Source organism: Saccharopolyspora gloriosae (genome assembly GCF_022828475.1).
Taxonomy (GTDB): domain Bacteria; phylum Actinomycetota; class Actinomycetes; order Mycobacteriales; family Pseudonocardiaceae; genus Saccharopolyspora_C; species Saccharopolyspora_C gloriosae_A.
Genome location: NZ_CP059557.1, coordinates 710,121 through 726,667 on the forward strand (window position 1 = coordinate 710,121; position 16,547 = coordinate 726,667).

At 67.1% G+C, this 16,547-nt stretch carries 13 protein-coding genes; 9 read left to right on the top strand and 4 right to left on the bottom strand.

Annotation, left to right across the window (positions count from 1 at the left end; all coding sequences use genetic code 11):
* Positions 1–32 precede the first annotated feature (32 nt).
* Complete coding sequence (locus tag H2Q94_RS03085; protein ID WP_243791772.1) at positions 33–344, top strand: putative quinol monooxygenase; 312 nt, start codon at positions 33–35, stop codon at positions 342–344.
* A 776-nt stretch (positions 345–1,120) separates the two neighbouring features.
* Positions 1,121–2,413, top strand: coding sequence for an ISL3 family transposase (locus H2Q94_RS03090; RefSeq protein WP_243791774.1), 1,293 nt, complete (start codon positions 1,121–1,123; stop codon positions 2,411–2,413).
* A gap of 1,529 nt (positions 2,414–3,942) precedes the next feature.
* On the opposite strand, the gene H2Q94_RS03095 is transcribed toward H2Q94_RS03090, so the two are convergent.
* Positions 3,943–4,479, bottom strand: coding sequence for a tyrosine-type recombinase/integrase (locus tag H2Q94_RS03095; protein WP_258718655.1), 537 nt, complete (start codon positions 4,477–4,479; stop codon positions 3,943–3,945).
* A gap of 43 nt (positions 4,480–4,522) precedes the next feature.
* Between H2Q94_RS03095 and H2Q94_RS03100 the strand changes: the two genes are divergently transcribed.
* Positions 4,523–4,720, top strand: a complete 198-nt coding sequence (locus H2Q94_RS03100; protein WP_243796054.1) for a hypothetical protein — start codon at positions 4,523–4,525, stop codon at positions 4,718–4,720.
* An 84-nt stretch (positions 4,721–4,804) separates the two neighbouring features.
* Positions 4,805–6,619, top strand: coding sequence for a Na+/H+ antiporter NhaA (gene nhaA, locus H2Q94_RS03105; RefSeq protein ID WP_258718656.1), 1,815 nt, complete (start codon positions 4,805–4,807; stop codon positions 6,617–6,619).
* 57 nt (positions 6,620–6,676) lie between these two features.
* On the opposite strand, the gene H2Q94_RS03110 is transcribed toward nhaA, so the two are convergent.
* The 3 genes from H2Q94_RS03110 to H2Q94_RS03120 all read right to left on the bottom strand — a co-directional run bounded on the left by H2Q94_RS03110 (position 6,677) and on the right by H2Q94_RS03120 (position 9,538).
* Positions 6,677–7,132, bottom strand: coding sequence for a DUF4186 domain-containing protein (locus tag H2Q94_RS03110; RefSeq protein ID WP_154076178.1), 456 nt, complete (start codon positions 7,130–7,132; stop codon positions 6,677–6,679).
* On the bottom strand, positions 7,129–8,142 hold the full coding sequence (locus H2Q94_RS03115; RefSeq protein WP_243791779.1) for a helix-turn-helix domain-containing protein: 1,014 nt from the start codon (positions 8,140–8,142) through the stop codon (positions 7,129–7,131). Before H2Q94_RS03115 ends, H2Q94_RS03110 begins: the two co-directional genes overlap by 4 nt.
* A 196-nt stretch (positions 8,143–8,338) precedes the next feature.
* Positions 8,339–9,538, bottom strand: coding sequence for an alcohol dehydrogenase catalytic domain-containing protein (locus H2Q94_RS03120; RefSeq protein WP_243791782.1), 1,200 nt, complete (start codon positions 9,536–9,538; stop codon positions 8,339–8,341).
* Between the two features lie 215 nt (positions 9,539–9,753).
* Between H2Q94_RS03120 and H2Q94_RS03125 the strand changes: the two genes are divergently transcribed.
* From H2Q94_RS03125 to H2Q94_RS03145, 5 genes are all read left to right on the top strand, one after another.
* A complete protein-coding gene (locus H2Q94_RS03125; protein ID WP_243791784.1) occupies positions 9,754–12,438 on the top strand; it encodes an excinuclease ABC subunit UvrA in 2,685 nt (894 codons plus the stop codon).
* Between the two features lie 2,075 nt (positions 12,439–14,513).
* Positions 14,514–14,675, top strand: coding sequence for a hypothetical protein (locus H2Q94_RS03130; protein WP_243791786.1), 162 nt, complete (start codon positions 14,514–14,516; stop codon positions 14,673–14,675).
* Positions 14,676–15,118: 443 nt separating this feature from the next.
* A complete protein-coding gene (locus H2Q94_RS03135) occupies positions 15,119–15,430 on the top strand; it encodes a helix-turn-helix domain-containing protein (RefSeq protein WP_243791789.1) in 312 nt (103 codons plus the stop codon).
* Between the two features lie 232 nt (positions 15,431–15,662).
* Positions 15,663–15,866, top strand: a complete 204-nt coding sequence (locus H2Q94_RS03140) for a cold-shock protein (protein WP_243791791.1) — start codon at positions 15,663–15,665, stop codon at positions 15,864–15,866.
* A 352-nt stretch (positions 15,867–16,218) separates the two neighbouring features.
* Complete coding sequence (locus tag H2Q94_RS03145; protein ID WP_243791793.1) at positions 16,219–16,503, top strand: hypothetical protein; 285 nt, start codon at positions 16,219–16,221, stop codon at positions 16,501–16,503.
* The last annotated feature ends 44 nt before the right edge of the window (positions 16,504–16,547 follow it).

Below are 16,547 nucleotides of genomic sequence, written 5' to 3' on the forward strand. Positions count from 1 at the left end.
ACGAAGAACCCCGACTTCAAGGAGAACCCCTCATGTCCACACCCGCATCACTTCCGTATGCCTTCGTCGCCAAGATCGTCGCGGCTGATGGACAGCACGACGCGCTCGCCGATCTGCTCGCCGGCGCTGTCGCACTCGCCAACGAAGAAGTAGGAACGATTGTCTGGTTCGCGGCTAGGACCGACGCCGACACCTTCTGGATCTTCGATGCATTCCCCGACGAGGCCGCTCGCGACGCCCACGCCAACGGCGCCATCGTCGCAGCCCTGATGGCCAACCAGCACCTCCTCGGCGCAGCACCCGAGATCCTGGCGGCCGACGTCCTCGCGTCCAAGCTCCCGTAGTCCGCCAACGCACGAGACGATCGCGCCCCGCCGAGCCGTCGGACCCGACCGCCTCGACACCCGCACCACGTTGACGATCCCCGACGGGCCGATCACGAGGAGGCCAGGCAACACCAGGCGCAAGCCTGGAGCGGCACTGTTTCACCGGTGGTCATCGAGAGAGCCAGCGCGGTTCCATGGCGGCGCAACTGTGTCAACTTGCCCTCCGTCCCGCGAGGCGCCGTGGGCGGGTCGTGGTTGCGATCCGTTGCCGTGACGGGAGACGCGTTGCGCGTCGCAGCGATGACGGGTCGTTGGCGTTCCGGGGCGTTGCGTTCGTGCGCGCCGCGCGTGCGGCATGGAGCATCTCGCTGCGCACACAACGATCGCTGCGCCGACGCACCGTTGACACCTCGCACGTCCAGGTCGCGACACAACGCCACGCTGCGTTGCCGAGCGGAGCGAGGCATATCGGCACACGGACAGGATGCCGGCCGCGAGCGCTCAGCCGGCGAGGGGTCCGTCGCAGAGGAGAGCGACGTCGGTGTCGGGCAGAGCCGTGAGGCCAGCGCATTGCGCGACCACCAGAACCGAACCGCCCCTGCCCTGCGTTTGCGCAGGTCAGGGGCTGTTCGCCGGAGCCGCCTGTCGGAATCGAACCGACGACCTAATCACGTCGGCTTTGCGGGCTCTTCCCAGATGAGGGTGTAGGTCGGCCGGGCGCGTCGGTCCGCAGATAGACGTCGAGGTCTCCCGACGATGGAGGTTCCTACGCCATCCATCCGAAAGACCTCGACGTGTCCGACGCTACCCCGCCGGCCGGCTTCGGCCGCCCTGACCTGACCGCCTTCGCTCGACTCGACGGCCTCGGTCTGAGCGTGACCGGGCAACGACTTGAACCGGATCGTGCGGTCCTCGCGTGCCGCGTGGTGGAACCAGATCAGTCTTGCCGACGGTGCGGCAGCGAAGGCGCTGCTCGTGACACCGTGATCCGGCGGTTGGCCCACGAGCCGCTGGGCTGGCGACCGACCGTGCTGGAAGTTGTAGTGCGCCGCTACCGCTGTGCCGACTGCGGACACGTGTGGCGCCAAGACACCAGCGCCGCGGCGGAGCCACGCGCGAAGCTCTCGCGCACCGGGTTGCGGTGGGCGCTGGAAGGGATCGTGGTCGCACACCTCACCGTCGCCCGTGTCGCCGAGGGACTCGGGGTCGCGTGGGACACCGCCAACAACGCGGTCCTGGCCGAAGGCAATCGGCTGCTGATCAACGACCCCACGCGGTTCGAGGGCGTGAAGGTCATTGGCGTCGATGAGCACGTCTGGCGCCACACCAGGCGTGGCGACAAGTACGTCACCGTGATCATCGACCTCACCCCGGTCCGCGATGGCGCCGGCCCAGCAAGGCTGCTGGACATGGTCGAGGGCCGGTCGAAGGCGGCGTTCAAGACCTGGCTCGCCGACCGCGACGACGCCTTCCGTGACGCGGTCGAGGTGGTCGCGATGGACGGCTTCACCGGGTTCAAGACCGCCGCTGCGGAGGAGATCCCGGACGCGGTCACGGTGATGGATCCCTTCCACGTCGTGCGCCTGGCCCAACTCGCGATCCACGGGCACCGTGGGTTCAGGGACGACCCGCTCTACAAGTCGCGGCGCACGCTGCACACCGGCGCGGACCTGCTCACCGACAAGCAGAGCGACAGGCTACGCGCGCTGTTCGTTGATGACGCTCACGTCGAGGTCGAGGCGACCTGGGGTGTCTACCAGCGCATGATCGCCGCCTATCGCCACGAGGACCGGCAACGTGGCCGCGAGCTCATGGAGAAGCTGATCACCGACCTCAGCGCCGGCGTCCCCAAGGTGCTCACCGAGCTCACCACCCTGGGCCGGACCCTGAAGAAGCGAGCCGCCGACGTGCTCGCCTACTTCGAACGACCCGGCACCAGCAACGGGCCGACCGAGGCGCTCAACGGACGGCTCGAACACCTGCGCGGCTCCGCACTCGGGTTCCGCAACCTGACCAACTACATCGCCCGAAGCCTGCTCGAGACCGGCGGCTTCAGACCCCAACTCCTACACCCCCGATTGGGATGAGCCACGTTGATGGGCCTGGACGCGCTTCACAGGGTGTTGTACTTGCCGGCTTTTACGCCATCGGATTCACTTGTATGGCCGTGTGCAGGGCGGCGGATCTCATAGTTGTCTCCTTGTCTCGTTGCGGCATACTTTCGTCCGGCGTATGGACCCGCGAGCCTTCCAGCATCGGTCGCATGCCTCGCTATCAACGCCTGCCCGAGGGACAAGGTGCCCCGAAGATCTGTCCTCTCCACCAGGGCGACATTCCGGTGCTCCCCGACCCCATAGGAAGCGGCTTCGAGCTCGTCACGGACCATAAGGCGTCGGAAGTCATCGGGCAGTCAACGAACTGCCGGTCGCTGATCCGGGACCACCCCGAGATCACGAAAACGTGCAACGACCTTCCTAAAATGCCAGGTCGCGAAGTGTGCTCTCCACGCTCCACGCACGTGGAGGTGGTCCGCAGGGTCACGGCGGCGGTCTCGGTGCGGTCGTCGTGCTCTCCACGCACGTGGAGGTGGTCCGACACAGGGGTCTACCTGGCAAAACTCCAGGGTGTGCTCTCCACGCACGTGGAGGTGGTCCGCGGCGACCGGGGCGCGTTCCTCGGACTCCTCGGTGCTCTCCACGCACGTGGAGGTGGTCCGGCGTTGGCCGAGCGGTTCGGCTACGGCGAGCGGTGTTCTCCACGCACGTGGAGGTGGTCCGAGCTCGGCGGTCTCAGCGGTGACCAGATGCTCGTGCTCTCCACGCACGTGGAGATGGTCCGCAGGGTGAGAGCCGGTTCTACGTCCGGCCGGAGTGCTCTTCACGCATGTAAAGGTGGTCCGACGTGGCCCGCCGTTCGCGTGCGCATGCGGCGTGCCCTCCATACACGTGGAGGCGGTCCGGGCGAAGCCACTGTGGCGGCCGACGCCATGCTGTGTTTTCCACGCAGGTGGAGGTGATCCGTATTCGGTGGTCATGTAGCCACATGCCGAGAGTTATCGAGGGGTTTCTGTCCCGCCGTCGCAGCAGTGGAGGGCTGTCAGCTGTTCGGGTATGTGGTTCTGACTCGCCGAGTGCACACCCGGGACCGCGGAATAGATCACACGGCAACGAGAGCGGAGTGGTGGTCATTTTCCGTCACCCTCCCCGCGCCTTCTAGGCAGCTCCCTGACTCGTTGTTGATCTTTGGGAGCAAAGATTTGGGCGGATTTTGGGAGGATGGATGTGCGTTGAACTGCACTCAGCTGGGTAGAGGTGGCGGGAACTGCATCGTCGCGACCTGATGATTCTCGATTTTCGCAGGTAAGGAGGCTGCGGCTGTCTACCTTTTTTTGACACGGTAGAGGTCACTGGTTCAATCCCAGTATCGCGCACCATTTCTTTGTGCAGGTGAGTAGCCCTGTCGGCGTTGTTGCCGACAGGGCGTTTTGTTGTTCGGGCACGGTGTTGACCGTGATATGACCGTGCGATGCGCGCCCTGGTTCTGCGGGTTTGTGTTCACTGTGCGGGTTTTTCAGTGGCGGGTGGGGCGCTGATCTGGGTATTCGTGTCGGGCTGGTTCAGTTTGTTGGTTGAGGCGGGGTGGGGTTTGTGACCGTGAGTTGACCGGGTGCCGGGGTGCTGGGTGGGTTGGTGGTGCGGGTTCGGTGGAGTGCGGTGAGGGCGGTGTTGTGGGTGTGGGGGAGGGTGTGGAAGTAGCGCTCGGTGGCGCGGAGGCTGCGGTGGCCGAGGCGTTCGCGGATGGTTTCGAGGTCGGCGGCGCGGGCGAGCATCCAGGATGCGTTGGTGTGGCGGAGGTCGTGGATGCGGGCCGGGTGGGTGAGGCCGGCGTTGGCTAGTGCGTGGTACCAGATGTTTTTGCGGAACCAGCTGCGGTCGAGGTGTTGGTCGTGGCGGGTGCGTCGGTGGCGGGTGGGGCGGTCGTGTCCGTGGGCTCGGCGGTGGCGGCGGTAGGTGGCGATGGCGGTGCGGCAGTGCTGGCAGCGGCATCCGGTGTTGTAGCGGGTGGCGGTGCCGTGCCCGGCGGTGCCGTGCCCGGCGGGTGTCGGGGTGGTGTCGGTGGCGGTGGCGGTTTCTGTGTGGGGGTTGGGGGTCATGGTGGGGGTGCCGAAGAGGAGATCGTCGGCGACGAGGTCGGTGTTGGGTAATGTGGTGTTGGAGGGCGGTGGTGAGTTCGTGGGTGAGGTGGAGTTGGCGGTATTCGGTGATTTTGGGGTAGTGCTTGACGACGAATCGTGTTCCGTCGGTGTTGGGTTGGTTGAGTTCGACGACGGCTCGGCTGATGGTCGCGACATGGAGGATCTCGTAGTGGATCGTGGCGATACCGGTACTCCGTGACGTGCGCCCGTTCTGCTGTCCGATGGTCGGACTTGTCAGGCAGAATTCAGCATTGTGCCTCACTCAAGACCATCTCCGCTGAGCATGACCGGATGGCTCCGCACGGAGTCGGGATCGGCGGTGCTCCTCACCGTCGTCACAGCGGTCGCGCTCATCTGGGCGAACTCGCCGCTCTCCTCTTCCTACTTCGAGCTGTGGCATCAGGGCCTGGGCTTCGACGTCGGCCCGTTCGGGCTGCACATGGACCTGCACCACTGGATCAACGACGGCCTGATGGTCGTGTTCTTCTTCGTCGTTGGGCTCGAGGTGCGTCAGGAGTTCGCCCACGGGGCGCTGAGGGACACCAGCCGTGCCCGTCTCGCCGTGATCGCCGGGGTCGCGAGTGTGGCTCTCCCCGCGCTGGTGTACGTCCTCGTCGTCGGTGCGGCCGGTGCCGAGGGCATCGAAGGCTGGGGAGCTGTGGTCGGCACCGACACCGCGTTCATGCTGGGCGCGCTCGCGATCGTCGGCCCTCGCCTGTCCGGTCAGCTGCGCGTCTTCCTCCTTACCCTGACGGTGGTCGACGACTTCCTCGCGGTGTCGATCATCGGCATCTTCTACAGCGAGGAGATCCGCATCGTCCCGCTGCTGGTCGCCCTCGCGTGCCTTCTCGCGCTGTGGCTGCTCGGACGCTCCCGCCAATGGAGCGCGGCTCCGTACGTGCTGATTGTCCTCGGGCTATGGCTGGCCACGCTCTCCTCAGGCGTCCACGCATCGCTCGCGGGGATGATCGCTGGCCTCCTCATCCCCGCGTACCCGACGCGGCGGCACAAGGTGGTCGCCGCCCGGCAGCTGTTCCGCGACTTCTGGCAATCGCCGAGCGCGTCTTCGGCCCGTGCCGTCGGCCGGGGGCTGTCTCGGGGCGTCTCGGTCAATGAGCGCCTGCACGAGTACCTCCGGCTGCCCACCGCGCTGCTGGTTGTGCCGATCTTCGCCCTGGCCAACGCAGGGGTGGACCTGCGGGGCGGGCTGCTCGTCGACTCGCTCGGCTCGCCGGTCACGTGGGGCGTCGTCGCGGGGCTCGTGCTCGGCAAGCTCTTGGGGATCGGGCTCGCGACGCTTTTGGCCGTCCGACTGGGTGCGGGGCGCCTGCCGGAAGGCGTCGGGATGGGCAGCGTGTTCGGGGGCGCGGCGCTGTCGGGCATTGGTTTCACCGTGTCACTGCTGATCATCGGGCTCGCCTTCGGCACCACCTCCGACCTCGGCCGTCAGGCGACTCTCGGCGTGTTCGTTGCTATGGTGCTCGCTTGCGTGCTGGGGTGGGCGATCTTCAAGGTCGCCGCCCGCAGGTGGGGCGAGGAGACCGCGGATCTGCCGATGACGCTGGAGCCGCCGGTGGATCCGGAGGTCGACCACATCCGCGGCCCGGAGGACGCCCAGCTCACGCTCGTGGAGTTCGTGGACTTCGAGTGCCCGTTCTGCGCGCACGCCACCGGCTCTTGGGAGGATCTGCACGAGCGCTTCGGCGACGACCTGCGCTACGTGGTGCGCCATCTTCCGCACCACCCGCACGGGCCGATCGCCGCCAGGGCGGCCGAGGCGGCGGCGAATCAAGGCATGTTCTGGCCGTGGCTCGACTTCGTGTTCACCCGCCAGCACGCCCTGGAGCGCGACAACCTCGTCGACTACGCCGTCGAGCTCGGCCTCGACGTCGAGACATTCACCGAGGACCTCGACAGCGCGGAGGTCGCCAAGCGAGTCGAGCGAGACGCCGCGAGCGCGGCGGACAGCGGCGCGCACGCCACTCCGACCTTCTTCGTGGAGGGCTGCCGCCTGCTGGGCAGCTACGACGCGCGCACCCTGACGGCGATGCTGGAGTCCAGCCGCCGTGGCACCCGCACCCAGGAGATCCCGGCCTGAGCGCCGGACGAGAGGGGACGACCTGCGCACCGCAGGTGGTCCCCTCACCGAAGGCTCTCAGAACAGGGTCGGAGGCGGTGGCGGGGCACGAGTCGAGCCCGCCTGACTCTCGAGCTCGATCCACCTGCAGATGACGTGGACGACGTATTCCCGCTCACGCTCGCTGAGCTCGTGCCCCCGGATGATCTCGTGGTTGATCTGCAAGCACTTCCTGCAGCAGGTCGCGGTGGCGTGCTGGGCGCGGAAGACGGGGTGTCCGCCCCAGGGGGTCTGTCTGCCGTCCTTCTGCGGGTGCGCCGGGGCGAGCCGCGCGTCGATGAGCTCCTTCGCGTGCCGAGCGATGGTCTCCGGTCCGCGCGACGCGGCATAGGCGAGCTCGGGAGGGCGCAGGTGGAACTTCGCGCGGAAGGGGATCCGGGCGATGCGCGCCAGCCGAGCGTCCAGCCGGTCCTGGTCAATGGCCGTGCCGACATGCTCCGAAGCGTCGCCGGGATCGTGCGCACCCTCGGTCATGAGCCAGGTTCCGAGGCGGCCTGGGCCGGCGTCCCTTCCAAAGCGGCGATCTCCCGGTACTCGCCTGGGGTCATCCCGGCCGTCGTGCGGAAGGCCCGGTAGAACTGCACGGGGCCGGAGAAGCCCAGCTCGAGCGCGATCGAGGAGATCGGCTTGTCCGGCTGCGCGCGGAGCATCACCCGCGCTCGCTCGAGTCGCAGCGAGCGCAGCTGGCCCATGACGGACTCCCCAGTCCCCTCGAAGAGGCGGAACAGGGTGCGCCGGGAGAGGTGTAGGCCGACGGCGATGCCCTGGGAGTCCAGATCGGGGTCGGCCAGGTGCGCGCGCATGTAGGCCAGCACCTGGCTGCGCCGTGCCGCATCGGGTGCGTCGGCGTGGGGGCGCGGAGGCGAGAGGAGGCCGATGAGCGATGCCTCCAGCGCGGGTGCCTGGGGCTCGAGGCGGTGCGCGCCGTGGGGGTCGCTGGCCTGGGTCCGCGCGAGGTTCACGAAGAATGCCGCCACTGAGCCCATCGCCCCGTCGCAGTCGAATGTCTTCGCGAGCAGGTAGTCGCTGCGGCTGACTCCGGCACGCGCGAATGCTTCGTCTGCGGGGAGCTCGAGGACGGCCTGCTCGTAGTACTCCTTGGTGCGCAGCGTGAAGGGGGTTGCGCTGTCGTAGATCACCAGAGAGCCGGGGGTTGCGAGCGCCGCGCGTCCGGCCTGCTCGACGAGCAGGTTCCCGCGGAGCTGGAACAGGAAGTACAGGTATTCCTGGTCATCGTGGCTCTGCGCGATGTCGCTCCTCGAGCGCTTGACCTCCTCGGCTCGAGCCCGTTTGGTGGATAGGCGGAAGTCGGTGTATTGCCCCAGACCGATCTCGCCGCCGAATCCGGTGTCGACGGGGTCGGTCCTGACCGAGACGTACGCCTCTCGCCGGGCCTGACGCCAGTAGTCGATCTCGTCGCCCCGTGGGGCACGCCCCGTCGAGAAGGACGTCAGGCGCGGCAGCGAGGTGGTCTCCTGTCCCATGATTACGCCCCTGCTTGCTGGTCTGCGCCGTGGCTCGCGCCCGCCCACCGCGTCCATCGCCAGCGTACGACGTGGGGCCCAATCCAGCTCGGCCGCCAGCACGTCTGTGAGGGGACCCGGGGGGCGCAGAGGTCCGGCCCGCGACGCCGCTCAGGCGGCGGTCGCGGGCCGGAGTATCGGTGTGAAGGGCCTGGGATCAGGCGGGAACGAGGCTGTGGGGGTCGATGATGAACTTGTCCGAGACGCCCGTGTCGAAGGTCGCGTAGGCGTCGGGGGTCTCGTCGAGGCCGATGACCTTGGTGTTGAGCATGTCGCTGAGGTAGGGCATGCGGTCCCACAGGATGGCCATCATCAGCTCGCGGTTGTAGTGCATGATCGGGGCCTGTCCGGCGGAGATCCTCGGCGACTTGATCCACGCCTTGCCGAAGTCGATCGGGAAGGTGCCCTCCTGCTCGGCCTTCGACTTCGCCAGCGGGTCAGGGCCGTAGACGCCGATGACTCCAGTGGCTCCGCCCGGGCGCGTTGCATCGATCACCTGGTTGAGGGCGTAGGCCGGGTTCATGTCCTCGGCTTCCCGGCCGATCCCGTGGGCTTCCAGGCCGACGTAGTCGACTGCGCAGTCGACCATGGGCTCGCCGAGGATGGCCTCGATCTGGTCGGTCAGCGGCACGTCCTGGCTGAGGTCGATGGTCTCGCAGCCGTTGTTCTTCATCAGGTCCAGACGGTCCTGGTAGTAGTCGCCGACAATGATGCAGGAGGCCCCCAGCAGGCGGGCCGCCGCTGCCCCGCAGCGACCGACCGGGCCCGCGCCGGCGATGTACACGGTCGATCCCGGCTTGGCCCCGGCCTCCATGAGCCCGTGGAACGCGGTGGGCAGGATGTCCGAAAGCAGCGAGAGGTCACGGATCTTCTCCATGGCCTGGTCCCGATCGGGGAAGCGCAGCAGCTGGAAGTCGGCGTAGGGGACAAACAGGTACTCGGCCTGGCCCCCGGTCCAGTCGCCCAGGTTGAACCCGTAGGCACCACAGGCTACCGCCGGGTTGACGTTCTCATTCTCGCAAATCTCGGTGTGGCGGGCTTTGCAGTTGCGGCATCGTCCGCAGGCGACGTTGAACGGAACCGAAACGAGGTCGCCGACCTTCACGCGCTCCACGTCCGTTCCGACTTCGATGACCTCGCCGGTCATTTCGTGTCCCATCACCATGCCCTGCGGCACTGGGAAGGACCCGCGGTAGATGTGCAGATCGCTGCCGCAGATGTTGGTGGCGACGATCCTGAGGATGACCCCGTGCGGGGCGCTCTTGCCGTTCGGCATCTCGAGCTTCGGGAAGGCGAGGGACTCGACGCGCATGTCCCTCGCGTTCTCGAACACGACGGCGCGGTTGTTGTCTGCCATGACGATCTCCTCTGGAGCGGATGGAAAGCTCAGTCGCCCGAGCGCCATCCCGGCTGCTGGTGGCGTTGCGACCTCGGCTGTCTCTCAAGGTAGGCACGCAGGCATCTGCGTCTCTATTGCAATGCGTGCCACTACGGTCGCATGGCGTGCCGCCTCTCGCCCCGCCACGTCCATGACCGAGTGCTCTGCCGCCCCGTGCGATTAGCCTCAACACCATGTCCGAAGCAGCAGTCCCAGTGCCCTCCGGGATTCCGATCGTGCAGCCCGACGTGCGGGTGAGCGGCGCTCGCGAGCACAACCTGAAGGACGTGGACCTGACGGTGCCCCGCGACGCGACGGTGGTGTTCACCGGCGTGTCTGGGTCGGGTAAGTCCTCGCTGGCGTTCGGCACCCTGTACGCGGAGTCGCAGCGGCGCTACCTCGAGTCCGTCGCACCCTACGCCCGCCGGCTGATCGACCAGGCCGGCGTCCCTGACGTCGACTCGATCACGGGCATGCCGCCGGCCGTGGCCCTGCAGCAGCAGCGGGGAGGGCGCACCGCCCGGTCCTCGGTGGGCAGCATCACCACGCTCTCGTCCCTTGTGCGCATGCTCTACTCGCGCGCTGGCGATTACCCGGACGACCAGCCGATGCTCTACGCCGAGGATTTCTCGGCCAACACCGTCCAGGGCGCGTGTCAGCGGTGCCACGGAATCGGGCAGGTGTACGAGGTCACCGAGCAGAAGATGGTGCCGGACCCCTCCCTCACCATCCGCGAACGGGCGATCGCCTCGTGGCCGACGGCCTGGCACGGTCACCAGCTGCGCGACGTCCTCGTCGCGCTCGGATACGACGTCGACGTCCCCTGGCGGAAACTGCGCAAGAAAGACCGCGACTGGATCCTCTACACCGAGGAGACCCCCGTCGTCCCCGTCCATTCGACACTCACGCTCTCCGAGGCTCGCGCTGCGATCGAGGCGGGAGAGGAGTACAGCTACCAGGGCACGTTCGTGGGTGCGCGGCGCTACGTGCTCGACACCTTCGCCAACACCAAGAGCGCCTCGATGAAACGCCGCGTGGCCCAGTTCCTCGACGTGGCGCGCTGCCCGTCATGCCACGGCAAACGGCTGAAGCCCGAAGCCCTGACCGTGACCTTCGAGGGGCTCGACATCGCCGAGTTCTCGCAGTTGCCGATGCGGGAGCTGCTCTCACTGCTGGACGGGGTAGTCGCGGATACCGCCTCCGGCAATACGGGGACGGGCACTTCCGGCGAAGTCCTGGACGCGGCCTCGCGGCGCGAGGCCGTCGAGCAGAGAGTGGCGGCCGGCGGTTCCGCGCACTCGGCCGCCCCCGATGTGCGCCGCACTCCGAACCAGTCGGCGGAGAAGCGGGCCGCGGCGGCGCGGGTGGGCGCTGAGCTTATCGACCGCCTGCGCCCGATCATCGACCTCGGCCTGGGCTACCTGTCCCTGCATCGGACCACACCCACTCTCTCCGGTGGCGAGCTTCAACGCCTGCGGCTGGCCACGCAGCTGACCTCGGAGCTGTTCGGTGTCGTCTACGTGCTCGACGAGCCTTCGGCGGGCCTGCACCCGCAGGACGTGACCGCATTGCTCGGGATCCTCGACGGACTCAAGGGCCGTGGAAACAGCCTTTTCGTGGTCGAGCACTCGGTGGAAGTGATGCGCCACGCCGACTGGCTGGTCGACATCGGGCCGGATGCGGGCGAGCGCGGCGGCCGCATCGTCTACAGCGGGCCGACCCAAGGCCTCGCCCAGGTCGAAGAATCCGTGACGCGGGGCTACCTCTTCGGCGGGAGCGGACTGCCTCCGCACGTCCCTCGTGACCCTGTCGGTTGGCTCGAGATGAAGGGTGTCACCCGCAACAACCTGCAGGACGTGTCCGTGTCGATCCCCATGGGCGTGCTCTCCGCCGTGACGGGTGTGTCCGGATCGGGCAAGTCCAGCCTGGTCAGCCAGGCGCTGCCCGCGCTGCTCAGCCAGTGCTTGGGGCGCACCGTGCCCGTCGACGAGGCTCCCGAGGACGACGAGCTGCTACTGGCGGATTCCCCCAACCGGCTCGAGGGCACCCTGACGGGAGACCTGACCGGCGTGCGCCGCGTCGTCAGCATTGACCAGAAGCCCATTGGCCGCACGCCGCGCTCGAACGTGGCCACCTACACAGGCCTGTTCGACCGTGTGCGCAGCCGCTTCGCGCAGACTCCCGAGGCGCGTGCCCGCGGCTACAAGCCCGGCCGGTTCTCCTTCAACGTCACTGGCGGCCGCTGCCCGACCTGCGAGGGTGAGGGGGCGGTGATGGTCGAGTTGCTCTTCTTGCCGTCGGTCTACACCGAGTGCCCGGACTGCCAAGGCACCCGCTACAAGGACAGCACACTGCACATCACCTGGCGCGACAAGAACATCGCCGAGATCCTCGCGATGAGCGTCGAGGAAGCTCAGGCGTTCTTTGCCGGCGAGGAGGAGATCATGCGGTCCCTTACGGCCCTGATCGACGTCGGGCTGGGCTACCTGCGGCTCGGGCAGCCCGCCACCGAGCTCTCCGGCGGGGAGGCGCAGCGCGTCAAGCTCGCCAGTGAGCTGCAGCGCGCCCAGCGCGGCGACACCCTCTACGTGCTCGACGAGCCGACCTCGGGCCTGCATTGCGCCGACGCTGACCGCCTGGTCACGCATCTGCAGACCCTCGTAGCGGCGGGCAACACCGTTGTGATGGTAGAGCTGGACATGCGCGCCGTCGCCGCGGCCGACCACGTCATCGACCTCGGGCCAGGCGCGGGGGAGGACGGCGGCACCGTCGTCGCCTCTGGCACCCCGCAGGAGGTCGCCAAGGCAGGCGTTGGGGCGTCGGCGAAATACCTCGGCCTTGCGCTGAAGGAGTCTGCGGCACTGGAGCGCTCCGCCTGACGGACCGCGCCATGCGCTCGAGCTGGGAAGGGATACTACGCGGCTCGTACCGTCGGGAGCGAGAGCTAAGGGCAAGCCGCGTACAAGGTGCGGCAAGGTGACCATCCTCCACGTTGGCCAAGATCGAATGGCGATTTCCTGGCGACGGGAACGCGCGGTAACGCGTCGCGTCTCATCGGAACGAGGAGGAACAAGGGCCGCTGACCTGCGGTGGGATGTGAAACCCCTGGTTACCAGGGGAAACTCACTACTCTCTTTTTGGCAATCGACGCCGCGGGTGCCTTGGCGCAGGTGGAGGGTGGCGGGATCGTCCTCGTCGCAAGACGCCTGCGGTGAACTGGAGTATCGGCACACGGTGCTCTACGACGCGGCCCGTGACGGGTTCTGGCGGGCATGGCCCCGAACGGGTGCGCGCCCAAGGTCGGGGGAGGCGGGCCCTGGCCTCGCGTTTGCGGCTGAAGGTGCCCGCGGAGCGGGCGCGGCCGCCCAGGTCCCAGTAGTAGGCGGTGTAGCGAGCGTGGCCTTGCCGGTTGACGCGCTGCTTGCAGTAAGCCCATAGCTTCTCCTCGGAGTCCGTGTTTGAGGACTCTCACTCCATCGGCTTCCAGCGTGCGGTGCAGAACCACGCAGCTCAGATTCCCGTCGCCGAGGCCGCAGGTTGATCAGTTGACGGCGCTGGGGGTCTCGTTCAGGGGATGTTCGGTGTTGCGTTCCCAGTTCTGGGGTGTTGACCCCAGGACTGCCCAGACTTCGGTTGACAAAGTGAAGCCTGGGTCAAGGTGTCATCCAACCCCTGGGCAGCCCCACCCGAGGTAGAGAACCCATCGGAATCGCACGTCACACCCGGGGTGTTCTGGGCGCGGCGTGTGGTCGGGTTACCCGAACCCGGCGCGGCGTTCGCTTGTGAGGCGTCGAGAACTCGCGATTTTCTCGCGAAATCATCGGCTGCACCCACGATCTGAAGGTAGTCATCGCGGCCAGCGGCTACCCGGGTACGGCGCGCCCCGAGACGGGCCCGGCGGGTATTTGAAAGCAAGAGGAAAGCCGCCGCGTGCATGGTCATCGGGGGAATGGCGCGAGCGGGCCGTCGCGGACTCATTCGCGTTTTGAACCGGTGAAAGGGAGCGTGACGATGAGAAACTGGCACCGCAAGAGGCTGGCAATCGCGGCAGCGGCCGTACTGGCACTATCCACCAACGGCACTTCGTCCGCTGTGCAGGCTACTGCTGGTCACCGGAGGAAGTGGACCACCAAACGATCCGAGAGCTCACCGGATCCGGAGGCTTCTGCCTGCGCTACTGGCACGACGGTAGCGACGGAGGTCCCTACACCACCGACAACGGGTGGTCTCCGCTGAAAACGGCCTTTAAGGCCGCTACCCACGATGGAGACGACTTGTCGAGATGACCTCACAGAAGGGGGGATGCCGCCGGTGGGCTCCCCCTTGGGTGTGGACACCCTGATTCTGGGTCCTGTGGGTCCTGTGGGTCCTGTGGAGGAAGTGTCCTTGGTGGCACGGAAGTCGAAGTTTCGCGAGGAGTTCAAGCGGGACGCGGTGGCGATTCGGAGAACCTTGAGTCGATGGGCTCGTTGATCACTGAGGAGTAGGAACTGGGGGCCGAGCTTGCCGGACGGGCTGCGCGCGAGTTGTGCGCCCTGAAGCGATCTCCATTGTCGTGGGAGCAGAAATCTGGGAGGATTTTGGGAGGATAGATGTGCGTCGAACTGCACTCAACCGGATATGAGCGGTCGCAACAGCGTTGTTTCCACCTGCGGATTCTCGATTTTCGCAGGTCGGGCGGCTGCGGCTGTCTACCTTGACACGGTAGAGGTCACTGGTTCGATCCCAGTATCGCGCACCAGCAGTTCGAGCAGGTCAGAACCCCTGTCGGTGATCTTCACCGGCGGGGGTTTTCGCGTGTTCGGGAGGGGTGCGCAGAAGCGAATCGACACGGTGAGCCCAAGCCGGACGATCCCAGGTGATCGCTCCCTTGGTGAACGAACTGAGGGCGTTCGCTGCGCCCGTTCGTGCGCGACGCCGTCATCTCCGGACCTCCACAGTGGACCTGTGTCGAGTGCTCAAGACGGGAACCGCGCATCCCGAAGGCGGCCTCGGCGAAGGAGCCGCCAAGCTTCCCGGCTCGCTAGTGGTCGCACCTGGCAAGCCGTCACCGCAACCTCGCCCGCCTCGGCACGGCATCGTCACCGAGCGCGGCCTGACCCGCCTCGGCGCCTGAGCCCGTCGAGCTCGTCGGGTTCCGCCGGCAGCGGTCGGCACCATCTCCGCGTCGGAGTGCGGCTGGGTGACCGACCGCGGAGACCCGCGAGGATTTCTGCATTGGCGAGTGTAGACATGGCATCGCGGTCCTGTTAGAGCTCCTGTCAAGCAAACGGGAGAGGTCATTGCGGCGCCATCATCGATGAATCGGCGCGATCAGGAATGAGTGCAATGGTCAGCCAGGGGGCGGGGACAGGCAGGGTGGTCTCCGGCCCGGGGCCAGGAGAAGGTCATCTGCAGGCGAGCGGGGAAGGAAGGTGTCGTATCGCATGTTCGACGCCGCGTCATCTTCGTGTTCGTGGGTGGATGAGCGGCAGTGGTAATTGACTAGAACATCTCCCTCCGACCCCCGGTGCACCGTTGGTGCATCGGGGTCCTGTTCGTGAGGGAGCAGGAGAGTGCATGGGCGAGGAACGCGCCGAGATCGAGGACAAGTTCGATGACGCCGACTATCCGGCTTACACGATGGGTCGGGCTGCGGAGATGGTGGGCGTGACGCAGCCGTTCCTGCGGTCGCTGGAGGAGTCGGGGCTGCTGGTGCCGCTGCGATCCGGTGGGGGGCATCGGCGGTATTCCCGCGCGCAGTTGCGGCGGGCGTCGCGAGTGCGCGAGTTGGTGGACCAGGGCATGCCGGTCTGGGGTGCCTGCCGCATCATCGCCTTGGAAGATCAGCTTGCTCGGCTGGGCGCCGCGCCGGTGGGCGAGCAGGGTTGAATGCCCCGGCCAGGGGTGCCGGTGGTCAAGGTCGCGGGTGGCGTGTAACGTTGATGTTGGTCGTTGTTTCTGGGTTCGTGTTGTTTCGCGCATGCTCGCAGGATGTTGATGCGGGCGAGCTGCTGTCTTTGGTGTAGCTGGAGTTAAGCCGCCGTCTGAAGATCCCGGCCCGGGCCTCCCGCACGGTGCGTGGTGCCCGTGATTTCCTCTCAGCTCCCGAATGGAGACGCACGTGGCTCAAGGAACCGTGAAGTGGTTCAACGCCGAAAAGGGTTTCGGCTTCATCGCCCCGGACGGGGGCGGGCCTGATGTGTTCGTGCACTACTCGGCCATCGACGGCGCGGGCTTCCGCAGCCTGGACGAGAACCAGCAGGTGTCCTACGACGTCACCCAGGGTCCCAAGGGGCCGCAGGCCGAGGTCGTCCGCGCGGTCTGAGACCACGCTGAGTTCGCTCGGCCCCTGTCCTTTGCAGGGGCCGAGTTCTCCGCCCGCTTCCACTCCCGTGTCCGCCGATGACGGCGCGGTGGAGATGGTCGCAGCCACGTCACCTCGCGAGCATGACCGCGGCGCTTGGCCGCTGCTACTCTGCTTGAGGACTTGAGGTGGCTGGTTCGTCGCCACATCGTGGGGTGACGGGCTCGTTCCTCGCCCGGTTGAGCCGAACGCTGCTGTCGATCAGTGGCCGACTCCCGGGCACATCGCACTTCCCCCGCCTCGTTCCGTGTGTCGCTTGCGCGATCCGGTACGCGCGGGCCGGTGGAAGTCCTTCAACCGTATTGGAGCCCCGATGCGGGCCATGACTCCCCATCCCAGCGCGCCCGCCACCCCAGCTTCGTCCACAGTGGACGAGCGCCGCAGGGTGGCCGGGTCGCGTTCTTCATCGTCCCGGTCCGCTGCTCGGCAGACCCGCTACATCTCCCGAACGTTGTCCGATGAGGCCTGGCAGATCACCGACGGTGAAGGCCAGCACACCGCTCGGCTTTCCGGCACCGAACACGACGCCGTCGCCCGTGCCCACCGCCAGCTCGCCGCCGCCGGCGGCGGCACCGTGCTGGTCACCTCCATCGACTGACCCGTTCCCGCCGCACCGAGCCGTGGCCTTCCACGGCTCGACCA

Coding starts and splice junctions, on each gene's coding strand:
- H2Q94_RS03125 (WP_243791784.1), top strand. CDS start 9,754: ATGTCCGAAGCAGCAGTCCCAGTGCCCTCCGGGATTCCGATCGTGCAG.
- nhaA (WP_258718656.1), top strand. CDS start 4,805: ATGACCGGATGGCTCCGCACGGAGTCGGGATCGGCGGTGCTCCTCACC.
- H2Q94_RS03145 (WP_243791793.1), top strand. CDS start 16,219: ATGCGGGCCATGACTCCCCATCCCAGCGCGCCCGCCACCCCAGCTTCG.
- H2Q94_RS03095 (WP_258718655.1), bottom strand. CDS start 4,479: ATGACCCCCAACCCCCACACAGAAACCGCCACCGCCACCGACACCACC.
- H2Q94_RS03110 (WP_154076178.1), bottom strand. CDS start 7,132: ATGACCGAGGGTGCGCACGATCCCGGCGACGCTTCGGAGCATGTCGGC.
- H2Q94_RS03115 (WP_243791779.1), bottom strand. CDS start 8,142: ATGGGACAGGAGACCACCTCGCTGCCGCGCCTGACGTCCTTCTCGACG.
- H2Q94_RS03120 (WP_243791782.1), bottom strand. CDS start 9,538: ATGGCAGACAACAACCGCGCCGTCGTGTTCGAGAACGCGAGGGACATG.
- H2Q94_RS03135 (WP_243791789.1), top strand. CDS start 15,119: ATGGGCGAGGAACGCGCCGAGATCGAGGACAAGTTCGATGACGCCGAC.
- H2Q94_RS03085 (WP_243791772.1), top strand. CDS start 33: ATGTCCACACCCGCATCACTTCCGTATGCCTTCGTCGCCAAGATCGTC.